Annotated in this window: 26 protein-coding genes; 13 read left to right on the forward strand and 13 right to left on the reverse strand. The window is 66.3% G+C overall.

Annotation, left to right across the window (positions count from 1 at the left end; all coding sequences use genetic code 11):
- Positions 1-78 precede the first annotated feature (78 nt).
- The 3 genes from ACFO5X_RS10415 (at position 79) to ACFO5X_RS10425 (ending at position 2,696) form a co-directional block, all read left to right on the forward strand.
- A complete protein-coding gene (locus tag ACFO5X_RS10415; protein ID WP_380717363.1) occupies positions 79-417 on the forward strand; it encodes an STAS domain-containing protein in 339 nt (112 codons plus the stop codon).
- Positions 401-871: an ATP-binding protein gene (locus ACFO5X_RS10420; protein ID WP_380717364.1), complete on the forward strand. Its 471-nt coding sequence runs from the start codon at positions 401-403 to the stop codon at positions 869-871. The genes ACFO5X_RS10415 and ACFO5X_RS10420 overlap by 17 nt, the downstream gene beginning before the upstream one ends.
- A gap of 247 nt (positions 872-1,118) precedes the next feature.
- On the forward strand, positions 1,119-2,696 hold the full coding sequence (locus ACFO5X_RS10425; protein ID WP_380717365.1) for a gamma-glutamyltransferase family protein: 1,578 nt from the start codon (positions 1,119-1,121) through the stop codon (positions 2,694-2,696).
- Between the two features lie 7 nt (positions 2,697-2,703).
- On the opposite strand, the gene hspQ is transcribed toward ACFO5X_RS10425, so the two are convergent.
- Entirely contained in the window at positions 2,704-3,030 is a 327-nt protein-coding gene (hspQ, locus tag ACFO5X_RS10430) for a heat shock protein HspQ (RefSeq protein WP_380717366.1), read from the reverse strand.
- Positions 3,031-3,214: 184 nt separating this feature from the next.
- On the opposite strand from hspQ, the gene ACFO5X_RS10435 reads away from it, so the two are divergent.
- The gene (locus ACFO5X_RS10435) at positions 3,215-3,799 is read left to right on the forward strand and encodes a transglycosylase SLT domain-containing protein (RefSeq protein WP_380717368.1); all 585 of its coding nucleotides are present in this window, start codon (positions 3,215-3,217) and stop codon (positions 3,797-3,799) included.
- 1 nt (position 3,800) lies between these two features.
- Here the strand turns inward: ACFO5X_RS10435 and ACFO5X_RS10440 are convergent, their stop codons facing one another.
- The 4 genes from ACFO5X_RS10440 to ACFO5X_RS10455 all read right to left on the reverse strand — a co-directional run bounded on the left by ACFO5X_RS10440 (position 3,801) and on the right by ACFO5X_RS10455 (position 9,989).
- Positions 3,801-4,415: a LolA family protein gene (locus ACFO5X_RS10440; RefSeq protein ID WP_380717369.1), complete on the reverse strand. Its 615-nt coding sequence runs from the start codon at positions 4,413-4,415 to the stop codon at positions 3,801-3,803.
- A 91-nt stretch (positions 4,416-4,506) separates the two neighbouring features.
- Positions 4,507-7,356, reverse strand: a complete 2,850-nt coding sequence (locus ACFO5X_RS10445) for a DNA translocase FtsK (protein ID WP_380717370.1) — start codon at positions 7,354-7,356, stop codon at positions 4,507-4,509.
- Positions 7,357-7,374: 18 nt separating this feature from the next.
- The gene (locus ACFO5X_RS10450; RefSeq protein ID WP_380717371.1) at positions 7,375-8,556 is read right to left on the reverse strand and encodes an aminotransferase class I/II-fold pyridoxal phosphate-dependent enzyme; all 1,182 of its coding nucleotides are present in this window, start codon (positions 8,554-8,556) and stop codon (positions 7,375-7,377) included.
- 104 nt (positions 8,557-8,660) lie between these two features.
- A complete protein-coding gene (locus tag ACFO5X_RS10455; RefSeq protein WP_380717372.1) occupies positions 8,661-9,989 on the reverse strand; it encodes an amidase in 1,329 nt (442 codons plus the stop codon).
- A gap of 84 nt (positions 9,990-10,073) precedes the next feature.
- On the opposite strand from ACFO5X_RS10455, the gene ACFO5X_RS10460 reads away from it, so the two are divergent.
- Complete coding sequence (locus ACFO5X_RS10460) at positions 10,074-11,300, forward strand: FAD-dependent monooxygenase (RefSeq protein ID WP_380717373.1); 1,227 nt, start codon at positions 10,074-10,076, stop codon at positions 11,298-11,300.
- A gap of 75 nt (positions 11,301-11,375) precedes the next feature.
- On the opposite strand, the gene ACFO5X_RS10465 is transcribed toward ACFO5X_RS10460, so the two are convergent.
- The 6 genes from ACFO5X_RS10465 to ACFO5X_RS10490 all read right to left on the reverse strand — a co-directional run bounded on the left by ACFO5X_RS10465 (position 11,376) and on the right by ACFO5X_RS10490 (position 15,909).
- Positions 11,376-11,561, reverse strand: coding sequence for a Trm112 family protein (locus ACFO5X_RS10465; RefSeq protein ID WP_380717839.1), 186 nt, complete (start codon positions 11,559-11,561; stop codon positions 11,376-11,378).
- Complete coding sequence (locus tag ACFO5X_RS10470; RefSeq protein WP_380717374.1) at positions 11,561-12,205, reverse strand: LON peptidase substrate-binding domain-containing protein; 645 nt, start codon at positions 12,203-12,205, stop codon at positions 11,561-11,563. The genes ACFO5X_RS10465 and ACFO5X_RS10470 overlap by 1 nt, the downstream gene beginning before the upstream one ends.
- 27 nt (positions 12,206-12,232) lie before the next feature.
- Complete coding sequence (gene trxA, locus ACFO5X_RS10475) at positions 12,233-13,144, reverse strand: thioredoxin (protein WP_380717375.1); 912 nt, start codon at positions 13,142-13,144, stop codon at positions 12,233-12,235.
- Positions 13,145-13,247: 103 nt separating this feature from the next.
- The gene (locus tag ACFO5X_RS10480) at positions 13,248-14,036 is read right to left on the reverse strand and encodes an exodeoxyribonuclease III (RefSeq protein ID WP_380717376.1); all 789 of its coding nucleotides are present in this window, start codon (positions 14,034-14,036) and stop codon (positions 13,248-13,250) included.
- Positions 14,037-14,104: 68 nt separating this feature from the next.
- Positions 14,105-14,968 carry an EamA family transporter gene (locus ACFO5X_RS10485; RefSeq protein WP_380717378.1) on the reverse strand — a complete coding sequence of 288 codons (864 nt, stop codon included), beginning with the start codon at positions 14,966-14,968 and terminating at the stop codon, positions 14,105-14,107.
- 254 nt (positions 14,969-15,222) lie between these two features.
- Positions 15,223-15,909, reverse strand: coding sequence for a response regulator transcription factor (locus ACFO5X_RS10490; RefSeq protein ID WP_380717380.1), 687 nt, complete (start codon positions 15,907-15,909; stop codon positions 15,223-15,225).
- Positions 15,910-16,073: 164 nt separating this feature from the next.
- On the opposite strand from ACFO5X_RS10490, the gene ribA reads away from it, so the two are divergent.
- From ribA to ACFO5X_RS10505, 3 genes are all read left to right on the forward strand, one after another.
- Positions 16,074-17,165, forward strand: coding sequence for a GTP cyclohydrolase II (gene ribA, locus ACFO5X_RS10495; protein ID WP_380717382.1), 1,092 nt, complete (start codon positions 16,074-16,076; stop codon positions 17,163-17,165).
- A 112-nt stretch (positions 17,166-17,277) separates the two neighbouring features.
- Positions 17,278-17,736 carry a DUF2267 domain-containing protein gene (locus tag ACFO5X_RS10500; protein WP_380717384.1) on the forward strand — a complete coding sequence of 153 codons (459 nt, stop codon included), beginning with the start codon at positions 17,278-17,280 and terminating at the stop codon, positions 17,734-17,736.
- A complete protein-coding gene (locus ACFO5X_RS10505) occupies positions 17,733-18,227 on the forward strand; it encodes a L,D-transpeptidase family protein (RefSeq protein ID WP_380717386.1) in 495 nt (164 codons plus the stop codon). The genes ACFO5X_RS10500 and ACFO5X_RS10505 overlap by 4 nt, the downstream gene beginning before the upstream one ends.
- An 18-nt stretch (positions 18,228-18,245) precedes the next feature.
- On the opposite strand, the gene ACFO5X_RS10510 is transcribed toward ACFO5X_RS10505, so the two are convergent.
- Positions 18,246-18,893: a YggS family pyridoxal phosphate-dependent enzyme gene (locus ACFO5X_RS10510; RefSeq protein ID WP_380717388.1), complete on the reverse strand. Its 648-nt coding sequence runs from the start codon at positions 18,891-18,893 to the stop codon at positions 18,246-18,248.
- Positions 18,894-19,000: 107 nt separating this feature from the next.
- On the reverse strand, positions 19,001-20,074 hold the full coding sequence (locus ACFO5X_RS10515; RefSeq protein ID WP_380717389.1) for a porin: 1,074 nt from the start codon (positions 20,072-20,074) through the stop codon (positions 19,001-19,003).
- A 375-nt stretch (positions 20,075-20,449) separates the two neighbouring features.
- Here ACFO5X_RS10515 and ACFO5X_RS10520 point away from each other — a divergent pair, with 375 nt between their 5' ends.
- The 5 genes from ACFO5X_RS10520 to ACFO5X_RS10540 all read left to right on the forward strand — a co-directional run bounded on the left by ACFO5X_RS10520 (position 20,450) and on the right by ACFO5X_RS10540 (position 25,791).
- On the forward strand, positions 20,450-20,974 hold the full coding sequence (locus tag ACFO5X_RS10520; RefSeq protein ID WP_380717390.1) for a DUF3576 domain-containing protein: 525 nt from the start codon (positions 20,450-20,452) through the stop codon (positions 20,972-20,974).
- Positions 20,975-21,056: 82 nt separating this feature from the next.
- Positions 21,057-23,648 (forward strand): leucine--tRNA ligase, encoded by a 2,592-nt coding sequence (leuS, locus tag ACFO5X_RS10525; RefSeq protein WP_380717391.1) that lies wholly within the window; start codon positions 21,057-21,059, stop codon positions 23,646-23,648.
- A complete protein-coding gene (lptE, locus tag ACFO5X_RS10530) occupies positions 23,635-24,120 on the forward strand; it encodes an LPS assembly lipoprotein LptE (protein WP_380717393.1) in 486 nt (161 codons plus the stop codon). The genes leuS and lptE overlap by 14 nt, the downstream gene beginning before the upstream one ends.
- Complete coding sequence (gene holA / locus ACFO5X_RS10535) at positions 24,117-25,145, forward strand: DNA polymerase III subunit delta (RefSeq protein ID WP_380717394.1); 1,029 nt, start codon at positions 24,117-24,119, stop codon at positions 25,143-25,145. The genes lptE and holA overlap by 4 nt, the downstream gene beginning before the upstream one ends.
- Before the next feature lie 61 nt (positions 25,146-25,206).
- Entirely contained in the window at positions 25,207-25,791 is a 585-nt protein-coding gene (locus ACFO5X_RS10540) for a glutathione S-transferase family protein (protein WP_380717395.1), read from the forward strand.
- Positions 25,792-25,859 lie beyond the last annotated feature (68 nt).

The following is a 25,859-nucleotide window of genomic DNA, read 5'->3' on the forward strand; positions in this document are numbered from 1 at the left end:
CTATTTGACGTGTCCTGCATACCGAAAGGTAAGGATTGCCGTCTAGCGTAGAGCCTCATGATTGGCCACGGGGCGCTTATGATGCTGAGCAGCACACTGACCAACGGCGCGCAGGTCGTGACCGTCAAGGCGTCGCGAATCGATGCCGCCGTGGCGATCCGGTTCAAGGAGGACATGCGCGCCGAAACCGACTCCGGCCCGGCCCGGGTGATCCTCGACCTGTCTCGCGTCGGGTTCATCGATTCCAGCGGTCTTGGCGCCATCGTCGCCGCGATGAAGCAGCTGGGCAACGACCGCCGGCTGGAGCTTGCCGGCCTGACGCCCACGGTCGACAAGGTCTTCCGGCTGACCCGGATGGATACGGTCTTTCGCCTGCACCGCACGCTCGATGACGCGTTGGGTGACGACCGGGACTGACCGTCTGGCCCGGCCCTACCGGCCCCGGGCGCAGGGCGGCGCGGAGCGGTTCCGGGCCACGGGCCCTGCCGCGCGCGCCGCAATCACGCGGGTCGTCGATGCCCTGCGGCCGCGCGGCTGGACGGACGATTATCTCGGGTCGGTGGAAATCGTCCTGGCCGAGATCGTCAACAACGTGGTTGAACATGCCTATCACGGCCAGTCCCCGGGATTCGTCGGCATCCGTTATTCCGTGGGTCCGCGCGGGCTGTGCCTGGTCGTCTCGGACTGGGGCCAGGGTTTCAGCGCCGGGCGCCTGCCGCCGGGAGCGCCGATGGATTTCGCCGTGCCCCCGGCCGATCTGCCCGAGGGCGGGTTCGGCTGGCTGCTGATCCGCAGCCTGGCGCCGAATGTGCGCTATCGCCGCGACAAGGGCGTCAACCGTCTGCGCGTCCGATTCCCTCTGCCGGACTAACGCGGCCTCGGACAGGGATTGTTCGCATTTTCCGAATGCGCCCCAAAGCTGCCGCAATCCCTCCTAACTGATGCCCCAGTGAACCACGACATTTGAAACCGTAGCTGCATATGGCTTCCCTCGGTGCCGCGCGTCATAGCCCCCACCCAGTGCGTGGCACCGAGGAATTCTCTCCCGCAAAATCAGGTTTTACCTCCCGCCGTTGCCGTCTAGGGTCTGCCCTGACGACACAAGGGAGAGCTGTCAGATGCGCGATTTCCAGGCCCCGGGCCGTTCGGTCACATTTGGCACCGAAGCGATGTGCGCCACCTCACACCCGCTTGGCGCGCAGGTCGCTCTGGATGTGCTCAAGCGCGGCGGCAACGCGATGGACGCGGCCATCGCCGGCGCCGTGGTGCTGGGGATTTGCGAGCCGCAGATGACCGGGATCGGCGGAGACTGCTTCGTGCTCTGGACCCCGCCCGGCAGCAACGAGATCAAGGCCCTGAACGGTTCGGGCCGTGCCCCCGCGGCGGCCAGCGCCGCAAGCCTGCGCGCCGCCGGGCACAGCGCGGTGCCGGTGCACGGGGTCGAAGCGGTGACCGTTCCCGGCGCCATCGACGCCTTCTGCCACCTGGCCGAGACGGTCGGAAAGATCGGCATCGACGCGATCCTGCAACCGGCGATCCACCATGCCGAGACCGGGGTGCCTGTTGCGCCGCGCGTGGCCTTCGACTGGATCGGCGAATCCGCCTGCCTGCAGGGCCGCGCACGCGAGCTGTTCCTGCGCGACGACAAACCCCTCAGCGCCGGCCAGATCTTCCGTGCGCCCGGTCAGGCGGAGGTGCTGCGCCGGATCGCCCGCGAGGGGCGCGACGGATTCTATGTCGGTGAGGTCGCCCAGGACATGGTCGATTCGCTCAACGCGCTCGGGGGTCTGCACACGCTCGACGATTTCGCCGCCACCGCCTGCACGCCGACCGATCCGGTCGCCGGCCCGTACCGCGATGTCGAACTGGTCGAACATGCGCCGAACGGTCAGGGGGCGACGGCCATCCTGCTGCTCAACATCCTGTCGCATTTCGATATGGGCGGTATGGATCCGCTGGGCGCAAAGCGTCTGCATATCGAGACCGAGGCCTCGAAGCTGGCCTATGACGCGCGCAACCGCTTTATCGCGGATGCCGATCACACGACCCGTCTGGCGCATATGCTGGCGCCCGAGACGGCGGCCAGGCTGGCGGCGCTGATCGACCCGAACAAGGCGATGGAACAGGCCGCGCCGCTGACCGAGGCGATCCACAAGGACACGATCTATATCACCGTGGTCGATCGCGACCGCATGGCCGTGTCGCTGATCTATTCGATCTTCCACGGCTTCGGCTCGGGTCTCGCCTCGGACAAGTTCGGGATTCTCTTTCAGAACCGCGGCGCGGGCTTCACGCTCGAGGCCGGTCACCCGAACGAGATGGGCGGCGGCAAGCGGCCGATGCACACCATCATCCCCGGCATGATCCGCCGCAATGGCCGGGTCGAGATGCCCTTTGGCGTGATGGGCGGCGCCTATCAGCCGACGGGTCACGCGCGGCTGGTCAGCAATCTGGTCGACTATGGCATGGAGATGCAGGCCGCCGTCGATGCCCCACGCGGCTTCCCGGAAGCCGGCGTGCTGCGGATGGAGCGTGGCTTCAGCGAGCAAACCCGCGCCGAACTGGCCGACCTTGGCCACAGGATCGATATCGCGACCAAGCCTCTGGGCGGGGCGCAGGCAATCCGTATCCGGGAAGACGGGGTGCTGGAAGGCGCGAGCGATCCGCGCAAGGACGGCTGCGCGCTCGGCTACTGACGGGCGCTCAGTTCAGGTTGAAGTGCAGGGGGTACGAGCCGTCCTGGAACGGGCCGAACATGTCGCCGATATCGGGATGGTCCACGGGCTCGCCAGAGTAGTCGGCGATCAGGTTCTGTTCCGAGACATAGGCCACGTAGTAGGTCTGATCGTTTTCGGCCAGCAGATGGTAGAATGGCTGCCCCTTGGCCGGGCGGCTTTCCTCGGGAATCGCCTCGTACCACTCGTCGGTGTTCGAGAATTCGGGGTCCACGTCAAACACGACACCCCGGAAGGGGTGCTTCCGGTGACGGACGATCTGTCCTAGGTTATATTTGGCACGCGTCTTTAACATTTTTACTGGCCCCTACCTGCTAAATAACGCCTTAGGCGGCGCCTTGTCCAATATTTGGACGCTCTTCGCAAGAAACAGTTTGTGAAGCTGAACGGCACAGTTAACATGCGGTTCCCTGCTTTTCGATAGGTCTTTGCCTGCGCCGCGCGATGCTGTAAACTTGCCCTAAAAAAGGCAGAGGCAGATGAGCAGAACCCTCGGCGCAATGATTCTGACGCTTGTTCTGGCGTCCTGTGGCGGTGGCTATTCCACCTCGCCATCGGCGTTGGATGACGCCTGCATGATTGCGCGGCAACAACCCAAATACGTGCGCGCCTTCAAGGCGACCGAACGCCGTTGGGGTGTGCCGACCGCGGTGCAGATGGCGACGATCTATCAGGAAAGCCGCTTCCGCAGCGATGCGCGCACGCCCTTCCGCTATGCCCTTGGCATCATCCCGATGGGTCGGCAAAGCAGCGCCTATGGCTACAGCCAGGCGCTCGACGGCACCTGGGACGAATACCGCAAGGACACCGGCCGCCGCGGCGCGCGTCGTGACGATATCCGCGACGCGACCGATTTCATGGGATGGTACATGAACCGCAGCCGAGAAAAGAACGGCATCCAGCTGACCGACGCGCGCAACCAGTATCTGGCCTATCACGAAGGTCACAGCGGGTTCTCGCGCGGCAGCCACAACGCCAAGAGCTGGCTGCTGCGCACCGCCTCGGAGGTCGAGGCCCGCGCGGTGCTGTACGAAAATCAGCTGCGCGGCTGCCGCGCCTACTGACTCAGCGGTTGCTCGACCGGCCGCTGACCGTCGTCTGGAACATGCTGTCCGGCAGGGTGACGCCGGGCGTCAGCCCGTTCAGCACGACGGCCGTGCGGGTGCCCTGTTCGTTCGTGATTACCCATTGCTTCAGCGCGATGGGGTTGGCGCTGAACATCAGGTCGATGAAGCCGATCTCGGGGTCTTTCGGATCCTGCGCGCGCACGACGGTGAACGTGCCGTCGAAGGAATGCGACATGACCATCTTGGCCTGCCCCAGATCCACCTTGCGCGCCAGGATCAGGTTCAGCGGCGTGCGTTTCAGCGGATAGGTCTCGGGCGGCTGGTTCGACTTCTTGTCATGCAGGATCACCGCCCCGCTGCCGGCGATCACCACGCCCGAATTCGGCGGCGCATATTCGAACCGCATCCGCCCGGGCCGCTTGATATACAGCATGCCCGTAGATTTCGACCCGTCCTCGTTGAACTGGGTGAACTCGGACTGGGCGGTCTGGATCGTGTTCAGATAGGCCGAAAGCGCGTCCAGAGACAGCTTATCCTCCGCCAGGGCGGGGGAGAGGGTGGAAAGCAGGGCCAGGCCGCCCGCAAAGGCACGTCGTGTAATCATGAATTCCATATAGTCTGCCCATGGCCGCTCTGCACGGCGGATCGCATCACAACGGCATGATCCCCCCGCCGGTTCCGGGGCAGAGGGGCCGCAGCGTGACTCAGTGCTGTTCCGGCACCAGGATTTCGCGCTTGCCGACGTGGTTCGCCGGCGTGACCAGACCCTCGTCCTCCATCTGCTCCACAAGGCGCGCCGCCTTGTTATAGCCGATGGCCAGCTTGCGCTGGATGTAGGAGGTCGAGCATTTGCGGTCCTTGATCACCACCTGCACGGCCATGTCATAGAGCGCGTCCTCGCCGTCGGTGTTCCCGCCCAGGCCCAGCACCATGTCGATGTCGCCGGCGCTTTCTTCATCCGGGCCTTCCAGCACGGTGTTGACGTATTCCGGCGGACCGAAGCCCTTGAGATGGTTGACGACCTCTTCGACCTCTTCGTCCGAAACAAAGGGCCCGTGGCAGCGCGTGATCTTGGCGCCGCCCGCCATGTAGAGCATGTCGCCCATGCCCAGCAGCTGTTCGGCGCCCATCTCGCCCAGGATCGTGCGCGAGTCGATCTTCGACGTCACCTGGAAGGAGATCCGCGTCGGGAAGTTCGCCTTGATCGTGCCGGTGATCACATCGACCGAGGGGCGCTGCGTCGCCATGATCAGGTGAATCCCCGAAGCCCGCGCCATCTGCGCCAGCCGCTGGATGCAGGCCTCGATCTCTTTGCCCGCCACCATCATCAGGTCGGCCATCTCGTCGACGATGACCACGATGAAGGGCATCGCCTCGGGCGCGAATTCCTCGGTCTCGAAGACGGGTTCACCGGTCTCGTCGTCAAAGCCGGTCTGGACGGTGCGCGAGAACATCTCGCCCTTGGCCAGCGCATCCTTCACCCGGCCGTTGTAACCCTCGATATTGCGCACGCCCATCTTGGACATCTTGCGATAGCGGTCTTCCATCTCGCCCACGACCCACTTCAGCGCGACAACCGCCTTCTTGGGGTCGGTGACCACGGGGGACAGCAGGTGCGGAATGCCGTCATAGACGGAGAGTTCCAGCATCTTCGGGTCGATCATAATCAGCCGGCATTCTTCCGGCGTCAGCTTGTAGAGCAGCGACAGGATCATCGTGTTGATCGCCACCGACTTGCCCGAACCGGTGGTCCCGGCGATCAGCAGGTGGGGCATCTTGGCCAGGTTGGCGACCACCGGGTCGCCGCCGATGTTCTTGCCCAGCGCCAGCGGCAGGCTCATCGTGCTGTCGCCGAAATCGCGGCTGGCGAGGATCTCGCGCAGCACGACCTTCTCGCGGTTTTCGTTGGGCAGTTCGATCCCGATCACCGACCGGCCCGGCACGGTGGAGACACGGGCCGACAGCGCCATCATCGAACGCGCGATGTCGTCGGCCAGGCCGATGACACGGCTGGCCTTGAGGCCCGGCGCGGGTTCGAGTTCGTACATGGTGACCACGGGGCCGGGGCGGACCGAGACGATCTCGCCCTTGACTCCATAATCGTCGAGCACGTTCTCCAGCATCCGCGCATTCTCGGCCAGGGCCTCGTCGGAGAGATGATGGCGGGTGATACCCGCCGGGTTCATCAGCAGGTTCAGCGGGGGCAGCTCGAATTCACTGCCATCGCCGTCGAAGTTCAGCGCCGGCTGCGCCTCGGCCTGGGCGCGGCGCGACGGCGCTGGCGGCTTGCGGGTCGGGTGCTGCACGACCTTCTTCGGCTCGGCCACCGGGATCTGCATGGCCGGGGCCTCGGGTTCCTCCAGCGGCAGATAGTCGTCCTCGTCCAGCTCGACTTCAGGCTCGATTTCCGCAACCTGCGCCCGCGTCAGCGGCGGTTCGACCCGGCGCGCGCCGGTCAGCGGCGGCTCGGGCGGCAGTTCGGCCGGGCCACGGCGGTTCAGGATCAGCGGGTCGGGACCACGGCCCCGGCCCTTGGTCAGCGGACGCGCCGGATCGGGCTCGGGCTCGGCCACCACCTGCTTGCGGGTGCGGATCACGTCGGCGATCTTGGCCCGGATTCGGTCATCGCCCGGCATCTCGGCGTCAAAGTCCAGCGCCTCGGGTTCGACCAGTTCCGGAAGCGGATCGGCGCGCCGGATCAGGCCCGGCATCCGCGACAGGAAGCCCTGACGCTCGCCCGCCTCGGATTTGCGCGACACGATGCGGATCGGCTCGAAATCGTCGTCGTCATCCATCAGGTCCGAGCGCATCACCGCAGTTTCGTTCCGCGCCAGCGCCGCGGCTTCTCGGCGTTCGGCCAGCCGCAGCCGCTGTTCGCGCAGCGCCGCACCCGAGGCGCGGGCGGTCATGCCCAGCAGGTTGAGCAGGCCGCCATAGGCCATGATCAGCCCGATCATCGCAAACCGCAGCCCGCGCGAAATCTCGACCCGCGTGAACCCCATCACGAAGGCGCCCAGCGCCAGCATCCCCACCGCCAGCAACAGCGAGGACAGCTTGAGCGCGAGGTGCGACCCGAAGGGCAGCAGCGTCAGCAGCGCGCCCATCACCGTATCGCCGAAGAGCCCGCCCAGCCCGAAGCTGTGCGTCGCGCGCCATTCCGCCCCCGGCACCAGCGTCGCCGCATAGACCGAGGCCAGCGCAATTGCGATCGGCGCAAAGATCAGCCGGTTCATCGCCCGCTCTTCACCGTAGTGCGCGGCAAAACGCAGACCCCATACCCCAAGGATCAGCGCAATGCCCCAGCTGCCCCAGCCCACGATCATGAACAGCGGTGCGGCCACGGTCGCCCCGATCCGGCCCATCCAGTTCTGCACCGGGGCATCGGTCGAGACCATCCAGTTCGGATCGTCCGGCGTATAGGACCCGATCATCGCCGCGGCGGCGATGGCCAGACCGATCAGCGCGATCCCGATCAGCTCCTTGCCGCGTTTCTCGATGGCCGCCTGCATGGTGCTGTCCAGAAAGGGATCTCGGCTGCGTGTTTGATATGCCATGCTGTCCTCGGTCTTTTCTTACTTGTAGAGACAGTCGCGCAGCCGGGTCAGGCCCTGCGCCATCTCGTCTTTTGGGGCCACCATGGCGACCCGGATAAATCCTTCGCCCGGATTCTGCCCGGGCTTGCCCTGCGCCAGATAGGCGCCCGGAAGCACCCGCACGCCGGTCTCTTTCCACAGCTTCAGCGCTGCCTGCTCGCCATCGTCGACGGGCATCCAGAGGAAAAACCCGGCCTCAGGCGCGCGATAGCCCTGCACGTCGGCGAATATCTCGTCGGCGACGCGGTATTTCTCCTGATAGAGCGCACGGTTCTCGATCACATGCGCCTCGTCCGACCAGACGGCGGCGGCGGCGGCCTGCAACGGTCCCGGCAGCGGCGCACCGGAATAGGCCCGCAGCTGCTTCATCGCGGCAATCGTCTTGGGACCGCCGGCGACAAAGCCCGACCGCAGACCCGGCAAGTTCGACCGCTTGGACAGCGAATGGAAGGCGATGACCCGCTCGGGGTCGGCCCCAACGTCGCGCGCGACGCTCAGCACACCCGGAGGCGCGTCGTCGCGGTAGATCTCGCTGTAGCACTCGTCGGCGAAGACGCGGAAATCGTATTGCTCGGCCAGCGCCAGCAGGTTCGCCCAGTAATCGCGCGAGGCGACGGCGCCCTGCGGGTTGGCGGGCGAACAGATATAGGCCGCGGCCGTGCGGTTCAGCACGTCCTTGGACAGCGCTCCGAAATCCGGCAGGTGGCCGGTGGCGTCTGTGGCCGAAACGAAAACCGGCTCGGCCGCGACCGAAATCGCCGCGATCATGTAGACCTGATAGAACGGGTTCGGCGACAGGATCACCGGCTTCTGCCCGTTCTTCGTCTCCGGCACCAGCGCCATGGCTGCGTTGTACAGCCCCTCGCGCGTGCCGTTCAGCACCATCACGTTGCGGCCCGGATCCAGATCGACGCCATAGCGCCGGCCGATCCAGTCGGTGATCGCGCCACGCAGAGCGTCGGTGCCCTCGTTCTGGGGATAGCTGTTGAAGCCGTCCGCGTTCCTGACGATCACGTCCACCACCCATTGGGGGAAGGCGTGCTTGGGCTCGCCAATCGTCATGTGAACGACATCGCCACCGGGCTCGTGCGAGTCCAGAAGGTTCCGCAGACGCGGAAACGCATAAGGCGGCAGGTTTGCAAACCGCTCGGGAAAATTCATTGTCACTGCCTCTGTCGGGGTCATTTCGCCCCGTTTCCCGAACGTTAGCCGCGCCTCACGCCTGCGTCCAGCCGCGTTGACCTAAGAAGGCGCAATTGTGGCTTTCAGGCCAAAGCTTTTTCGGCCGCCGCCCCTAGCCTGAGCAGCCCGGCCTCGTCGAAGGGGCGCCCGAAGAACATGATGCCGCAGCTCGGGTGCCCCGCCGGCAGGGTCAGCGCGCTGACCCCCAGCAGGTTGCCCGCCCGCGTGTTGCGCAGCGCCAGCAGATTGGCGCGCTTGTAATAGTCCGAATCCGTCTCGAGCCGCTTCGCATTGGGCGGCAGGATCGGCGAGGTCGGCAGCAGGATGGCGTCATACCCCGCCGTCGCCGCCGCGTATTCCCGCCGGGCCGCTTCAAGCTGCAACTGGGCTGCCGCGAGATCGGGGGCCGAGAAGGTCTGCCCGCTGCGGAACCGCGCGAGGATCTCGGCATACATCAGGTCCGGGTTGGCCTCGATCACTTCGCGCCACTGGCCATAGGCCTGCCCGCTGAACAGCACTGCCGAGGTGGCAAAGGCGTCGAGTACGGCCGGCACTTCGATCTCCTCGATCTGCGCGCCCGCCGCCGACAGCTGGTCGACCGCCCCGGCAAAGGCCTGCGCCGGACGGTCCTCGAGTTCGTCCAGCCCCAGCGTCTTCAGCACTGCCAGCCGTCGCCCCTTCAGGGAGGCGCCGCGCAGGTCGGGGGCCGGGCGGCCCTCCATGGCGCCCAGCAACAGACCCGCATCCTCGACGCTGCGCGTCAGCGGGCCCACCGTGTCGAACTGGGAGATCAGCGGCACCGCCCCCTCAAGGCTCAACCGCCCCGAGGTAGTCTTCAGCCCGACGAGATCGTTCCAGACCGCCGGGGCCCGCACCGATCCGCCGGTGTCCGACCCGATGCCCGCCGCAGCGAGGCCAAAGGCGACAGAGGTCGCCGCGCCCGAAGACGATCCGCCCGGCACCGCCTCGGGGTCGTTCACGCAGGGTGGCGTCGCCGTCACCGGGTTCAAGCCCAGACCGGAAAAGGCCAATTCGCTCATATGCGTCTTGCCAAGGCAGACGAGCCCCTCCTCGGTCGCGTTGCGCAGGACCACGGCATCGCGCTCGGGCACCCGGTCCTTCAACAGGGCCGACCCTGCCTCGGTTGCCACGCCGGCGGTGTCGAAAAGATCCTTCCAGCTGATCGGCACACCGTCCAGCAGCGACCGGCGCCGCCCCGACTTGGCCCGGTCGTGCGCCGCGATCGCCTCGCTCATCGCGCGCTCTTCGGTCAGGCGGGCATAGATGCGGTCGCGCAGCTCATGCGCCTTGACCGCGTCCAGATAGGCCTCGGCCAGCGCCACCGGGTCGATCTTGCCCTCGCCGATACCGCGCCCGAGATCCGCCGCCGTCATCCAAAGCCAATCCTGCATCGCATACCCCTGATCCATGTCGCCGCGACGGTAGCGACGCTGTCGCGCATGGACAATCCCGAAGCGCGCCCCATAGTGCAGCCTATGAGCGATACTTCCGATATCCTGATCGTCGGCGGAGGCCTGAACGGCCCCGCGCTGGCCCTTGCCCTGGCCCGGGCGGGCTTTTCCGTGACCGTGATCGACGCGCTGGCCGAAGAGACCCGCGCCGATGCCGCCTTTGACGGGCGCGCCTATGCGCTGGCGCTGACCTCGCAGCGGTTGCTCTCTGCCATCGGCATCTGGGACTCGGTGGCCGATCACGCGCAGCCGATGCTGGAAATTCGGGTCAGCGACGGCCACGCCGGCCTTGGCCCCTCGCCTCTGGTGATGATGTTCGACCATGGCGAGATCGAGGAAGGCCCGATGGGCTATATGGTCGAGGACCGCCATCTGCGCCGCGCCTTTCTGGAGGCGATGGCGGCCGAACCGGGAGTCACCACGCTGTCGGGCCTGCGCGTCACCGCCCAGCAGACCGGACCGGACCTGGTCAGCGTCACCCTGTCGGACGGCAGCCAGCGGCACGCCCGACTGCTGGTCGGCTGCGACGGCCGCGCCAGCGGCACGGCGGAACGCGCCGGCATCCGCCGCACCGGCCACGGCTATGGCCAGACCGCGCTGGTCTGCGCCATCGCGCACGAGTTGCCCCACCACGGCATCGCGCATCAGTTCTTCATGCCGCCCGGACCGCTGGCGATCCTGCCGCTGACCGGCAACCGCAGTTCTATCGTCTGGAGCGAAACCACCGCTCATGCCGCCGAGATCGCGGCGATGGATGAGGAAAGCTATCTGGCCGTCCTGCGCCCACGCTTTGGCGATTTCCTGGGGGAGATCGCTCTGGCCGGGCGGCGGTTCAGCTATCCGCTGGGCCTGACGCTGGCCAAGAGTTTCATCGGCCCGCGCCTCGCGCTGGTCGGCGACGCGGCCCATGGTCTGCACCCGATCGCCGGACAGGGGCTGAATGCCGGCCTGCGCGACGTCGCCGCGCTGGCCGAGGTGGTGACGCTGGCCGCCCGCCGTGGCGAGGACATCGCCGGCCCCGGCGTGCTGGACCGCTACCAGCAGTGGCGCCGGTTCGACACAACCACGCTGGCGCTGGCCACCGACGCCTTCAACCGGCTGTTTTCGAACGACAATCCGGTTCTGCGCCTTGGTCGCAACCTCGGCATGGGGCTGATCAACGCCACCCCTGCCCTGCGCCGCGGCTTCATCCGCGAGGCGGCGGGCCTGACCGGCGACCTGCCCCGCCTGATGACCGGCAACGCCCTTTGAGGGCGTCGAGCCGGGGGCTCTGCCCCCGGACCCCCGAGGGTATTTGAGAACCAGAGAAGAGGCGGGCGCGGCGCCTCAGTCGATCACGTGCGCCTCGTCGATCAGCATGATCGGGATGCCGTTGCGGATCGGAAAGGCCAGATGCGCCGAGCGCGAGATCAGCTCCTGCCGCTCGGCGTCGTAGTCGAGCGAGGCATGGGTGCGCGGACAGACCAGCGCCTCGAGCATGTGGCGGTCGAATTGCACCGAGGGCTCGTCCATCATTGCCAGACCTCCTGTCCGGGATCCCCGCCGCGCAGGGTGAATTCGATCAATGTCACCAGAGTCTCGCGCCGGGTCGGCAGCGAGGGCGCCTCGAGCAGGGCCTGCTTGTCCTCGGGGCTGAAGTCCAGCAGCATCGACAGCGAGTTGATCAGCAGCTCGTCATCGGCCTCTTTCAGCGTGTCCCAGTCGGTGTTCATGTTGCGCCGCTCGAACAGCTGGCGCAGCAGCGCGAGGAACCTGTCGCGGTCGAGTTCCGGGTCGGTCTCGGTCTTGCCGAGGTCCTGTCCGAACCCGTCCCAGGACACCTCGCAGCGCCGGTAGGGGCAGAAGCCGTCCAGCTCGCGGCTGATGCGGAACCGCGACTGCCCGGCCAAGGTGATCATATAACGCCCGTCCTCGGTTTCCGAGAACTGGGTGACCCGCCCGGCGCAGCCGATGGCGTGCAGCTGGGTCGCGCTGTTGGGCCGCGGATTGGGCTGGATCATGCCGATCAGCCGGTGCGGCGTCTTGAGCGTGTCTTCGAGCATCTGCAGGTAGCGCGGTTCGAAGATATGCAGCGGCAGCCGGGCGCGCGGCAGCAGCAGCGCCCCCGGCAGGGGGAATACCGAGATCGTGTCGGGCAGGTCCGCAGGTTTGAGCATGGGATGCAACCTAGCGCCCCGGTCCGGTCAGGCAAATATCATCGAGCTCAATTTGCGCCGCCCGGCCAGCACGACCGGATCGTTCGGCTTGAGCGCGTCGAAGATGGTGAACAGCTGCGCCTTTGCCGCGCCATCGTTCCATTCGCGGTCGCGCCGGAACAGGTCGAGCAGCTGGTCCACCGCCTCGCCCACCTGGCCGGAGGCGTGGAGCGCCAGCGCCAGGTCGAACCGCGCCTGCAGGTCGGCCGGATCGGCCTCGACCCTCGCGCGCAGCTCGGATACCGGGCCGGCGTTCGATGCCTGCCGCGCCAGCGCGATCTGGGCATGGGCCGCTTCCAACTCGGCCGTCTTCGAGATCCTGGCCGGCGCGCCGTTCAGGATCGCCTCGGCCTTGTCGAGTTCGCCCAGCGCGACATGGGCGCGCACCAGCCCGCCATAGGCGGCCGGGTTCTCGGGCTCTTCGCCCAGGATTGCCGCGAAGGTCTCGGCCGCGTCCACGGCGGCGCCTTCTTCCAGCATCGCCTCGGCCGCGGCGATGGCCTCGGCCAGTTCCTCGCCCGGGGCGGCGCCGCCGCCGGCCTTGGCCACGCGGTCGATGAAAGCCTTGACCTCGGATGCCGGAACGGCGCCCTGGAAGCCGTCAATGGGCTGGCCCTTGTGGAAGGCATAGACGGTCGGGATCGACTGGATGCGCAGCTGTCCGGCGATGTTCTGCGCCTCGTCGACGTTCACCTTGACCATGCGCACCGCGCCCTTGGCCGCGCGCACCGCATCCTCGAGCATCGGGCCCAGCGTCTTGCAGGGGCCGCACCAGGGCGCCCAGAAATCGACGACCACCGGCACCTCCTGCGAGGTGTCGATCACATCGGCCATGAAGGTCGCTTCGGTTGTATCCTTGATCAGATCCGCGCCGGTCGCGGCGCTCAGGTTCAGGTCCATCGTATCCACCCGTTCTACAGGTTCAGTGTTGCCTTTCATATGTGTGGCGCGGTCCCGGATGTCAAAGCCTGCCGGGACCCCGTCACCGCGAAAGGCGGCGGTTTCAGAGGTCGAAGGTCGCGAAGACCGGCGCGTGGTCGGAGGGCTGCTGCCAGCCGCGCGCCGCGCGCAGGATGCGGCTGGAATGCGCCGCGTTCGAGATGTCGGGCGTGGCCCAGACGTGGTCCAGCCGCCGCCCCTTGTCGGCCGCGTCCCAGTCGGCGGCGCGATAGGACCACCAGGAATAGAGGAGTCCCTCGGGCACATCCTGGCGCGTCACGTCCACCCATTTCCCGGCATCCTGCGTCTGCGCCAGATGTTCGACCTCGACCGGCGTATGGCTGACGATCTTCAGCAGCTTCTTGTGATCCCAGACATCGTCCTCGCGCGGGGCGATGTTGAGATCACCGACCAGGATCGCCTTTTCGGGGCGTTCGGCGTGGAAGGCGTCGCGCATGTCGGTGAGATAGTCGAGCTTTTGCCCGAACTTGTCGTTCACGTCGCGGTCGGGCACATCGCCCCCGGCCGGGACGTAGTAATTATGGATGGTCACGCCGTTCTCCAGCCGCCCGGCGATGTGACGGGCGTGGCCGAGGCGGGCGTGATCCGCCGCGCTGACCTCGGTGATCGGCAGGCGAGAAAAGATGGCGACGCCGTTGTAACCCTTCTGTCCGCGCCCGATCATATGGGTATAGCCCAGCGCGCGCATCCCCTCGAGCGGGAACTTCTCGACCGGGGACTTGCATTCCTGAAGGCACAGCACGTCGGGCCCTTCCTCGGCGAGAAGCTTCAGCACCAGCGGCTCGCGCAGGCGGACCGAATTGATGTTCCAGGTGGCGAGGGTGAAGGTCATGGGCAGTCTCCGGATTGCGGCGCAGCGACCTTAGTCCTGTTCGCGGGCGGGCGAAACCCGGTTCCCGCTCAAAGCGCCAGCAACACCACGACGCCGGCGACGGTCAACACGATCCCCAGGATGCCGCGCGGCGTCACGTCGCGCTGGCGCAGCAGCAGGCGGTTGATGGCGTAGGTGATCAGCGGATAGCAGGCAAAGACCGGCGCGACGAGGCTGACCGCGCCCAGCGACAGGGCCATGTAAAGCAGCAGCAGCGAGGTGCCGTTGGCCGTTCCCACCGCGACAAACCAAAGGATGCCCGGCAGCGTCCGCGCCGGTCCGCCGCGCCCGAGCAGCAGATAGGCCAGCAGGATCACGCTGGCCGAGACGGCATAGGCCAGCGTGGCCGCCGCAAAGGCATCGGGCCAGCCGGCGAGACCCGCCTTGACCAGCGGCTGCGCACCGCCTCGCAGAGCGGCCGCCAGCAGCGGCAGGCCCAGCAGCCAGAGGCTGGCGCCGGGATGGCTGCGCAGCCGGTCGGCGGCGATGGTGGCGAGCCCGAGGAACAGCAGCGCAATGCCCGCGGCCTGTTCCAGCCGCAGGGTTTCGCCCAGGAACAGGATCGCCAGCGCGATGGCGAACAGCGGGGTCACATTGCCCACCGCCGCGGTCAGGTTCGGCCCCAGCCGCCGGTTGCCGGCGAAGTTCAGCAGGGTGACGCCGGCCGGATAGAACAGCCCGCCCGCGGCGAAGATCGCCGCGCTGTGCGGGTCCCAGTGCTGCCAGTCTACCGTCAGGGGTGAGGCGGTCAGCAACAGGACCGCGCTGGTCGGCACGCTGACCGCGGCCCCCGACAGCGCGCTGAGGTGGCGCAGGCCAAAGGGAGCCAGCACAATTCCCACCGCGAAGCAGCTGGCCGAGGCCATGGCGAGCAGGAAGAGCTGCAGCGTCACCTTGCGGTGATCCGTAAGCCCGCCCGCTTGGCCAGCGCCTCCAGCACAACACGGAAAACCCATCGCAGCATCGGTCGCCCCCTCCCGATTGGTCTGGAAGAAAAAAAGGCCGGGAACAAGGCCCGGCCAGTCCAACAGGGAGGTGCATATCATGACCCGGATATGCGACGGGATGGGTCGAAACTATGCCTGATCCGATTCGCTTTCTGTGATCTTAATCACCAAGCGCGGCAATTTTTTGTCACCCTGGCAGGTCACGCAACCAGCCGATACCCCCCGCTTTCTGTGACCAGCAGCCGTGCGTTCGACGGGTCGGGTTCGATCTTCTGGCGCAGGCGGTAGATATGGGTTTCCAACGTATGGGTCGTGACCCCGGCGTTATAGCCCCAGACCTCGTGCAGCAGCACGTCCCGCGCGACCACGCCGTCGGACGACCGGTAGAGGAACTTGAGGATGTTCGTCTCTTTCTCGGTCAGGCGGATTTTCTTGTCCTCGGCCGTGATCAGCATCTTCATCGAGGGCTTGAACGTGTAAGGGCCAAGCTGGAACACCGCGTCCTCGCTCTGCTCGTGCTGGCGCAGCTGCGCGCGGATCCGCGCCAGCAGCACCGGGAACTTGAACGGCTTGGTGACATAGTCGTTGGCCCCGGCGTCCAGGCCCAGGATCGTGTCCGCGTCGCTGTCGTGACCGGTCAGCATCAGCACCGGCGCCTTCACGCCCTGCTTGCGCATCAGGCGGCACAGCTCGCGCCCGTCGGTGTCGGGCAGGCCCACGTCGAGGATGACAAGATCGTAAAGCGCCTCGCGCACACGCTCCAGCGCCTTGGCGCCGCTGCTGGCCTCGAAGACGTCGAAATCCTCGGTCATCACCAGCTGTTCGCTCAGCGCCTCACGCAGGTCGTCGTCGTCGTCCACCAGCAGAATTTTCTTCAGTTGCGCCATGATACGGGCCTCCGGTTCTTGTGGGTGAGATGTTCCCGCGTCACGCGATGAACAAGATTTGCTGCAAACTTTTCACGCCGTCGTGTCCGGAATGGGGGAAATGTTTCACATTGCTGCGAAATCCGCGTAGCAAGTGACCGATTCAGCCAGGACTTTGGCCGCCGATGACGTTCATGCCCGATATCACCGAACTGCTCGCGCGTGCGCGGGCCGATCTGCGCATGGGCCTGCCCGTGGTGTTGCAGGATGGCGCCAAGGGGATCGTCGCCGCCGCCGCCGAAACGCTGAGCGCCCAGAGGCTTGCGGATCTGCGCGCTTTGTCCCCCGACCTGACCGTGGCGATCACAGCCCGTCGGGCCGAAACGCTGAAGGCGCGCGCCTATGACGGCGATCTTGCCCGCATCCGGCTGCCGGACGACACCGGCCTCGCCTGGATCGCGGCGCTGGCCGATCCTGAAGACGATCTTGCCACGCCGATGAAGGGCCCGCTGGTCAGCCAGCGCGACGGGGACGCCGCCCTGCACCGGCTGGCGATCCAGCTGGCCAAGTCGGCGCGGCTGCTGCCGGCGATGGTGACGGCGCCTCTGGCCGATGCCGCGCGCTTTGCCGCCGACAACGGCCTGACCCGCATCTCGCTGGCCGCCGCGCGTGAACATCTGTTGGACCGCAGCCCGCTGCACCCCGTGGTCAACGCCCGCCTGCCGCTGTCGGTGTCCGAGGCCGGGCGGCTGCACATCTATCGCCCCGACGACGGCGGCGAAGAGCATTACGCGGTCGAAATCGGGCGCCCCGACCGCGCCAAGCCGGTGCTGGCCCGCCTGCACTCGGCCTGTTTTACCGGCGATCTGCTCGGGTCGCTCAAATGCGACTGCGGGCCGCAGCTGCGGGCGGCGCTGCAGCACATGGGCGACGAAGGCAGCGGCGTCCTGCTGTACCTCAATCAGGAGGGGCGCGGCATCGGGCTGGCCAACAAGATGCGCGCCTATGCGCTGCAGGATCAGGGGTTCGACACGGTCGAGGCCAATCACCGCCTTGGGTTCGAGGATGACGAACGCGACTTCCGCCTTGGCGCCGATATCCTGAAATCGATGGGGTTCTCTTCGGTCCGGCTGCTGACCAACAACCCGGCCAAGGTGGCGATGATGGAAAAGACCGGCATCGCCGTAGCCGAACGGGTGCCGCTCAAGGTCGGCCTCAACCCGCTGAACGCGAAGTATCTCGACACCAAGGCGAAGAAATCGGGGCATATCCTTTAAGTCTCCCGTTCTCCTTGGCGGTTGCTGAGGGTCAACGTGACGCTGCCTCCGGGGTTCCCGCCGGCGGGGATTTCGGGTGTAGTGGTGCTCAGCCTACAATTGGACAACCCTCGTGCCCCAGCCCTGGACCTATCGCCACGCCTCGCAGGAATACCGCGCCTTTCTCGACGATCTGCGGGACCGGATGAACCTTGTTTCCGACAACTCGGCCTATACTGCCGTCGACGGAGTGTTTCAGGTCTTTCGCCGGCGGCTGACAGCGGTGCAGGGTCTTGGCTTTGCGACCTATCTTCCGTCGATTCCCCGCGCGATTTTTGTGGCGGGCTGGCGCCCCGAAACCGCACCGCCGCCTTTCGCCGACCGCGCGACCATGACGCTTGAGGCCCAGCTTGTGCGCCAGAACCACAATCTGACCCCCGACAATTGCATCGAGGCCACCGCCTGGGCCGTCCGGCGCGCAATTCTGCCGCGCGATTTCGCCTTTGCGCTGGCGGAACTTCCGCCCGAAGGCCGCTGGTTCTGGGATGTGGACGTGACCGACCCCGCCGAACTGGAGCCCGGTTTCCGATGAGCCCGCACGACATGATCCTGACACCCACCGGCCTGCGTTTCCTTGGCAGGGTGTGGCCCTGCACCATCGGGCGCGGCGGCCTTTCCGGGACCAAGCGCGAGGGCGATGGCGCAACCCCGCGTGGGGTTCACCACATCGTCGGCATGTTCTATCGGCCCGACCGTCTGCCCGCCCCCGCGCCCTGGGCCATCCCCATCGGGCCACGCGATCTGTGGTCGGACGATATCCGCGATCCGGCTTACAACCAGCTTGTCCGGGCGCCGCACGGCTTCAGCCACGAGGCCATGCGCCGCGCCGATCCGATGTATGACCTGGTTCTGGTGACCGACTGGAACTGGCCCGAGGCCGAGCCCGGCCGCGGCTCGGCCATCTTCCTGCATCAGTGGCGCCGGCGCTGCTTCCCTACGGCCGGCTGCGTCGCATTCTCGCGCGCGGACCTGCATGCCATCGCGCCCAAGGCGGTGCCGGGGACGCGTGTGGTGGTGCGCTAGGAGAGGAGAGGAATTCCCTTACTTCCGCTCGCCGAAGATGGCCGATCCGACCCGAACGTGGGTCGCACCGAGGGCAATCGCGGACTCGAAATCGCCGCTCATCCCCATGGAAAGCCCCTCAAGCCCGTTCCGCGCGGCAATCTTGGCCAGCAGGGCGAAATGCATCGAGGGCTCCTCGTCCACCGGCGGAATGCACATCAGCCCGGCGACCGGCAGATCCATCCGCCGGCAGTCGGAGATGAACCCGTCCGCTCCGGCCGGCAGGATGCCTGCCTTCTGCATCTCTTCCCCGGTATTCACCTGGATGAACAGCTCCGGGCACGACCCCGTTTCCTGAGCCACGCGCGCGATGGCGCTGGCAAGCTTGGGCCGGTCCACCGAATGGATCGCCTGCGACAGCTCGATCGCCTGGCGCACCTTGTTGGTCTGCAGCGGTCCGATGATGTGCAGTTCGATGCCCTCGTAATGCTCCCGGAATGCCGGCCACTTGCCTGCCGCTTCCTGCACCCGGTTCTCGCCGAACACCCGCTGGCCTTCCAGCAGAACGGCCTCGACCCGTGCATTGGGTTGCATCTTCGACACGGCAATAAGCGTGACCGATCCGTCGCGCCGCCCCGCCTTCAGCTCTGCCGCGGAAATCCTGTCTTTTATCTCGCCAAGCGACATATCTTCGCCTCCTGTCTTTGCGGTGCAGGCAAACACCAGGACGCCGGAAAAGAAAAGGGCGGGTCCGAAGACCCGCCCAGATTCACGCGTCAAGCGTGTGTTTCAAGTTAGAACTTGAAGAACACACCGGCCTGAACTTGGGTCTGGTCGTTCGACGAACGGACAGCACCGGCTTCGAAGGAAGCGCCGCCGCCGAGGTCGTAGGCGTAGTGGATACCATACGATTCGCCTTCGCCACCGGTGTCGTTACCAGCGGTCGAGTCACGGTTGTCGCGGCCCTGTGCGATTGCACCGGCGTCAGCTGCGTCTTCCGAGGTCACGAACAGCAGGATGTTCGAGGCGGTGCCGATGTCCATGTTGCCATAGATACCGTACTTCTTGATGCCGTCGTTGTCAGCAGCTGCGAAGCGAACGCCGAACTGGCCGATGTTGCCTGCGATGGTGAAGACGGTCTTGTCTTCGCCGATACGGTCGGAGCTTTGAACGGCCAGAGCGGCAGTCCAGTCACCGAAGGTGTAGGCAACGTTGGCCGCGGTGCGGTTGGTGCGCGGGGTTGCAGGAACCGGAACGGCCAGACCGGTGGTCGGGTCAAAGCGGAAGGTTGCAGCACGTGCGTTCGTTTCCGAGTACGAGATGTGCGCTGCGAAGGCGCCCGACTTGTACAGGACTTCGATGCCGTTTGCGCCAGCGCCGACCGAGTCATACGCGTCCCAGTCGAAGAACGAGTTGTTGACGTTGGTCACGAGGCTGTGGAAGCCAGCGCCGTCGATGCCGATACCGGCCGAGTTGGTTTCCAGGTACAGGCCCGGCATACCTTCGATGGCGCCGATGATGTTGCCGACACCCAGGGTGAAGCCGCCGTAGCTTGCATAGAAGCGGGCGCCGTTGAAGCCAGCGGTGCCAGCGACGTTGTCACGGCTTTCGGCCTGTGCACGGAAACGGGCACCCAGGGTCACGCCACCGTCGGTTTCGGTCGACATGTCGAACTGCAGACGCAGACGGCTGGTGATGGTGGTTTCCGAGATACCGTTCGCAGGCGCGCCGATACCGTTGGTGCCGGAGACAGCGTTGCGATCGTTGTAATCCAGACCGAAACGGCCGTAGCCGCTGATCTTGACTTCGGCGGCGGCCATGCTCGCGGTAGCGATCAGCGCCGTCGTAGCGAAGAGAACCTTTTTCATAGTTTTTCCCTCGGTTTCAAATCATACGCCCAAACCAGAGAATCTGGTGTGGGTATATGCAGCGGTTTCGCTCTTTCACCCCTGTTTTGGCAAGGCTCGCGGACGGGATTGGGGCAAAGTCGTGGCGAATGGTGCAGCTTTGCCACAGTAAGTTCAACGCACCGGCACCAAAGGGTCTTTTCAGGCGCGGGGGATCGCGGGCACGCCCGATCTCCCCATGTTCTCCGGCGTTGCGCCCGCATCGCGCGAGGAACGGCCCCCCGTGCGCACGATACATCTTAATACCGGGCCAGATTCGCCAAAAGGCACATTGCCCTTGCCCCCTCAAGCGGGCTTGGGTAGGACATTTCATAGCGATAATGACCGGAAACCGTCATGACACTTGATAGGCCCCTGCGGGTGACCCTGATTTTGGCTCTGTGCCTCGCCGTGGCCGCCTGCGGCGCGCGACGGGGCGGCGAGCGTAGAGGCGGGCTGTTGGGTCCGGTCGTCGTGGGCTCGGAAGCGACCTATGCGGCAGAGCCCGGACGCGAGGGCAGCGCCGGCAGATATTCCAAGTCGTCCCTCTGGGATGCCTTCGGCCCGAACAAGGCCGATCAGTCCGTGAATGTGAACCGCTATATCTGGGCGGCCTCGCTGGATGTGCTGAACTTCCTGCCGGTCCAGTCGGTCGATCCCTTCACCGGCGTGATCGTGACAGGATACGGCAACCCGCCGGGCGGCGGACGGGCCTATCGGGCAACCGTCCATGTGCGCGATCCGGCGCTGGACGCGCGGTCGCTGAATGTCTCGCTGCACAGTCAGGGCGGCGGGACGGTCAACCCGGCCACCGCGCGGGCCATCGAAGACGCGATTCTGGCCCGTGCCCGGCAGCTGCGCATCCAGGACCGCAAGCTCTAGTCCGGGCTCTTTCGCCCAACAGGCCCCCAACGTGGCGCCGGGCCTTCTCGCCCGGCGCGTTCATTTCAAGGAACTGAACCGCATGTCGCGATATTCCGCAGCGGACATCGAAACCAAGTGGCAGCAGGCCTGGGACGAGGCCGGCCTGTTCCGCGCCAGGCTCGATCGCAGCAAGCCGAAATACTATGTGCTCGAGATGTTCCCCTATCCGTCGGGGCGCATCCATATGGGCCACGTGCGCAACTACACGATGGGCGACGTGATCGCGCGCTACAAGCTGTCGACCGGGCACAACGTGCTGCACCCGATGGGCTGGGATGCCTTCGGGATGCCGGCCGAGAACGCGGCGATGGCGATTGGCGGCCACCCCAAGGACTGGACCTACCAGAACATCGCCGACATGCGCGCGCAGATGAAGCCGCTGGGCCTGTCGATCGACTGGAGCCGCGAGTTCGCCACATGCGACCCGGAATACTACGGCCAGCAGCAGGCGCTGTTCATCGACATGCTGGAGGCCGGTCTCGTCGCCCGCAAGAACGCCGTGGTGAACTGGGACCCGGTCGACATGACGGTGCTTGCCAACGAACAGGTGATCGACGGCAAGGGCTGGCGATCCGGCGCCGAGGTCGAACGCCGCGAGCTGACCCAGTGGTTCTTCCGCATCTCCGACATGGCCGACGAACTTCTGGCCGCGCTCGACGGGCTGGACAACTGGCCCGCCAAGGTGCGCCTGATGCAGGAAAACTGGATCGGCAAGTCGCGCGGGCTGCAGATGGCCTTCCAGCCGGTTCAGGATTTCGACCCCATCGAGGTCTATACCACCCGCCCCGACACGCTGATGGGCGCGTCTTTCGTCGGCATCTCTCCCGACCACCCGCTGGCCAAGGCGCTGGCCGAGACGCGGCCAGAGGTCGAGGAGTTCCGCGCCCTTTGCCGCAAGGGCGGCACAACGGAAGAGGCGCTGGAGACGGCGGAGAAGCTGGGCTTCGACACCGGCCTGACCGTGCGCCATCCGCTGAACCCGGATTGGCAGCTGCCAGTCTGGATCGCCAATTTCATCCTGATGGACTATGGCACCGGGGCGATCTTTGGCTGTCCGGCCCATGACCAGCGCGACCTGGATTTCGTGCGGAAATACGACCTGCCGGTGATTTCCACCTTTGAATCGCTGTCCGATCCGCAGCCGGTCGGCGACACCGCCTATGTCCCGCCGAAGGAAGAAAAGGTGAAGTGGATCAACCACTTTGCCGGACTCGACGTGGCCAGCGGGCAAGAGGCGATCGACGCCACCATCGACTTTGCCGAGGCGCAGGGCTGGGGCAAGGGCGTCACCAAGTTCCGCCTGCGCGACTGGGGCCTTTCGCGGCAGCGCTACTGGGGCTGCCCGATTCCGGTGGTGCATTGCGCGGATTGCGGCGTGGTGCCCGAGAAGAAGGAGAACCTGCCGGTCAAGCTGCCCGACGATGTGACCTTCGACGTGCCCGGCAACCCGCTGGACCGGCATCCGACCTGGCGCGACGTGCCCTGCCCTGTCTGTGGCAAACCGGCCAAGCGCGAGACCGACACGATGGACACCTTCGTGGACTCGTCGTGGTATTTCGCCCGCTTCACAGCGCCCCATGCGGACACGCCGACCGAGATGGACGCGGCCGATTACTGGATGAACGTCGACCAGTATATCGGCGGGATCGAACACGCGATCCTGCACCTGCTCTATTCCCGCTTCTTCGCGCGGGCGATGCACATCACCGGCCACCTGCCGGCGAAATGCGCCGAGCCCTTCGATGCGCTGTTCACGCAGGGCATGGTGACGCACGAGATCTACCAGACCCGCGACGACAAGGGCCGCCCGGTCTATCACCTGCCCGAGGACGTCACCGACGGCAAGCTGGCCGATGGCACCCCGGTCGAGATCATCCCCTCGGCCAAGATGTCGAAGTCGAAGAAGAACGTGGTCGACCCGGTCAACATCATCCGTGACTTCGGCGCCGATACGGCGCGCTGGTTCGTGCTGTCCGACAGCCCGCCGGAACGCGACGTGGAATGGACCGCCTCGGGCGCCGAGGCGACGTCGAAGTTCCTCGCCCGGGTCTGGCGCATGGCGCGCGACCTGGCCGACCAGCGCGATCAGGGCGTCGGCGATATCGACGCCACCCTGCAAGAGGTGATGGACGCCCATCAGCTGGGCCAGAACCCTATGGACGACGAGCTGCTGCGCACCACGCACAAGATGATCGACGAGGTGACCAAGGGCATCGAAAGCTTCGGCTTCAACGCCGCCATCGCCCGCATCTATACCTTCGTCAACGCGCTGAACCGCTCCAAGGCCTCGGCCCGCGCGAAATGGAGCGCGATGCGGGTTCTGGCGCAGCTGATGTCGCCGATGACCCCGCACCTCTCGGAAGAGGTCTGGGCCATCCTGGGGGGCGAAGGGCTGGTGGCCGCCGCGCCCTGGCCCAAGGCCGATCCGGCGATGCTGCTCGACGATTCCGTGACGCTGCCGATCCAGATCAACGGCAAGCGGCGCGCGGAAATCAGCGTTCCGGCCGACATGCCCTTGGACGAGGTTGAAAAATCGGTGCTGGAAGTCGAAGCTGTGGTGAAGGCGCTGGATGGGGCCACGCCGCGCAAGATCATCGTTGTCCCCGGCCGGATCGTGAATGTCGTCGTATAGCCGCCGCTTTGTGATCGCCCTGCCGCTGGCGCTGGCCGCCTGCGGGTTTCGTCCCGTCTATGGACCGGGCGGCGCGGGGCGGGCGCTGGACGGCAAGGTCAGCATGGAGCCGGTCGATACCGAGGACGGCTATCTGATCGTACGCGCGCTGGAGGACAGGCTGGGCCGTGCCGGCACGCCGGCCTATCATCTGAGCGTCACCACTGAGGTCGAACCGCAGGGTCAGGCGGTGACGGCTTCGGGCGCGATCACGCGAATCAGCCTGGTCGGGCGTGCGACCTATGTTCTGACGCGCGCCGGCAGCGATGTGAAACTGGCCGAAGGCGATGTGCGCAACTTCACCGGCTATTCCGCCACCGGTTCGACCGTCGAGGCGCTGGCCGCCGAAACCGACGCGCGCGAGCGGCTGATGGTCATCCTGGCCGACCAGATCGTGACCCGGCTGTATGCGACGCCCGGCCTTGGGGCATGAAGCTTTCCACCCGTGACGCCGACGGCTATTTCGCGCGGCCCGAGCCGGAGCGTACCGGCCTGCTGATCTATGGCGGCGACGCGATGCGGGTGTCGCTGAAACGCCAGCAGGTTCTGGGCGCGCTGCTTGGCCCCGGCGCCGATGAAGAGATGCGGCTGACCCGGATGCCCGGCGCCGATCTGCGCAAGGACGCGGCGCTGCTGATCGACGCGGTCAAGGCGCAGGGGTTCTTCCCCGGCCAGCGCGCCGTCTTTGTTGAAGACGCCAATGACACGGCGGCCCCCGCAATCGAGGCCGCGCTGACCGACTGGAAGCCGGGCGATGCGCAAATCGTGGTGACCGCCGGTGCGCTCAAGGCGACGTCGAAACTGCGCAAGCTGTTCGAGGGCCATCGCAACGCCTATGCGGTCGGGCTGTATGACGATCCGCCCGGCCGGGCCGAGATCGAGCGGATGCTGGCGACCGCGGGCCTGGGCGCGGTGCCGAACGACAGCATGGCGGTGTTGACCGCGCTGGCCACCGATATCGGGCCGGGCGACTTTGCCCAGACGCTGGAAAAACTGTCGCTCTACAAGCTGGGCGATGCCTCGCCGGTGACGCTGGCCGAAATCGCGGCCTGCGCGCCGCAGTCCACCGAGGCCGCGCTGGATGACGTGCTGAACGTGGTGGCCGAGGGCAGAGACGGCGAGATCGGTCCGCTGATCCGCCGGCTGACGGCGCAGGGCACCACGGCGGTCTCGCTCTGCATCGGCGCGGCGCGGCATTTCCGCATTCTCTATACCATGGCCTCGGACCCCGGCGGGGCGTCCTCGGGCGCTGGCAAGGTGCGCCCGCCGCTGTTCGGCGCACGGCGCGACCGGCTGGTGCGGCAGGCGCAGAACTGGGGGCCGGACCGGCTTGAGATGGCACTGACCCATCTGACCGACACCGACCTTTTGCTGCGCTCGGCCGGGCAGCGGGCGCCGGCGATGGCGCTGGTCGAACGCGCGCTGATCCGCCTGGCCAAGCTGGGCGGCCGCCGCTGAATCGGGCTTGACCGGCCCGCGAGGCCGCGCGAACAGTCTGGCGAAACAATGGGAGTGACGCATGTACAAGGTCTATGGTCTGGTGGCGAGCAGGGCCTTTCGGGTGCTCTGGCTGCTTGAGGAACTGGGGGAGCCCTACGAGCTGATCGAGGCGGCGGCGCACAGCCCCGGGATCGCCGGCGTCAACCCGAGCGGGAAGATCCCGGCGCTACAGGTCGGCGAGGATGTGATCACCGATTCGACCGCGATCATGACCTATCTTGCCGACAAGCATGGCAAGCTGACCTTCCCCGCCGGGACGATCGCGCGCGCGCGGCAGGATGCGCTGACGAACCTGCTGCTGGATGAGTTCGACGCGGTGCTGTGGACCGTGGCGCGGATGACGCGGCTGTTGCCGGAAGAGCTGCGCGTGCCCAGCGTGCTGCCCGGGCTGCATGTGGAGTTCGAGCGCAACCTGAACCGGCTGGCCGACCGGTTCGAGGGGCCGTTCCTGATGGGCGACACGATGACGATTGCCGACATCCTGGCCGTGCATTGCCTGAACTGGGCGGCCATCGCCAAGTTTCCGGTGACCAACGAAGTGCTGCGCGCCTATGCCCGCGAGCTGAGCCAGCGCCCGGCTTACCTGCGCGCCAAGCAGGGCTGACCCGGCCGGTCGGAACGTGAAAAGGCCCCGGCAGTGCCGGGGCCTTTCCTTTTACTGTCCCTGAGCTT

Source organism: Seohaeicola nanhaiensis, from assembly GCF_042654245.1.
Lineage (GTDB): Bacteria > Pseudomonadota > Alphaproteobacteria > Rhodobacterales > Rhodobacteraceae > Seohaeicola_A > Seohaeicola_A nanhaiensis.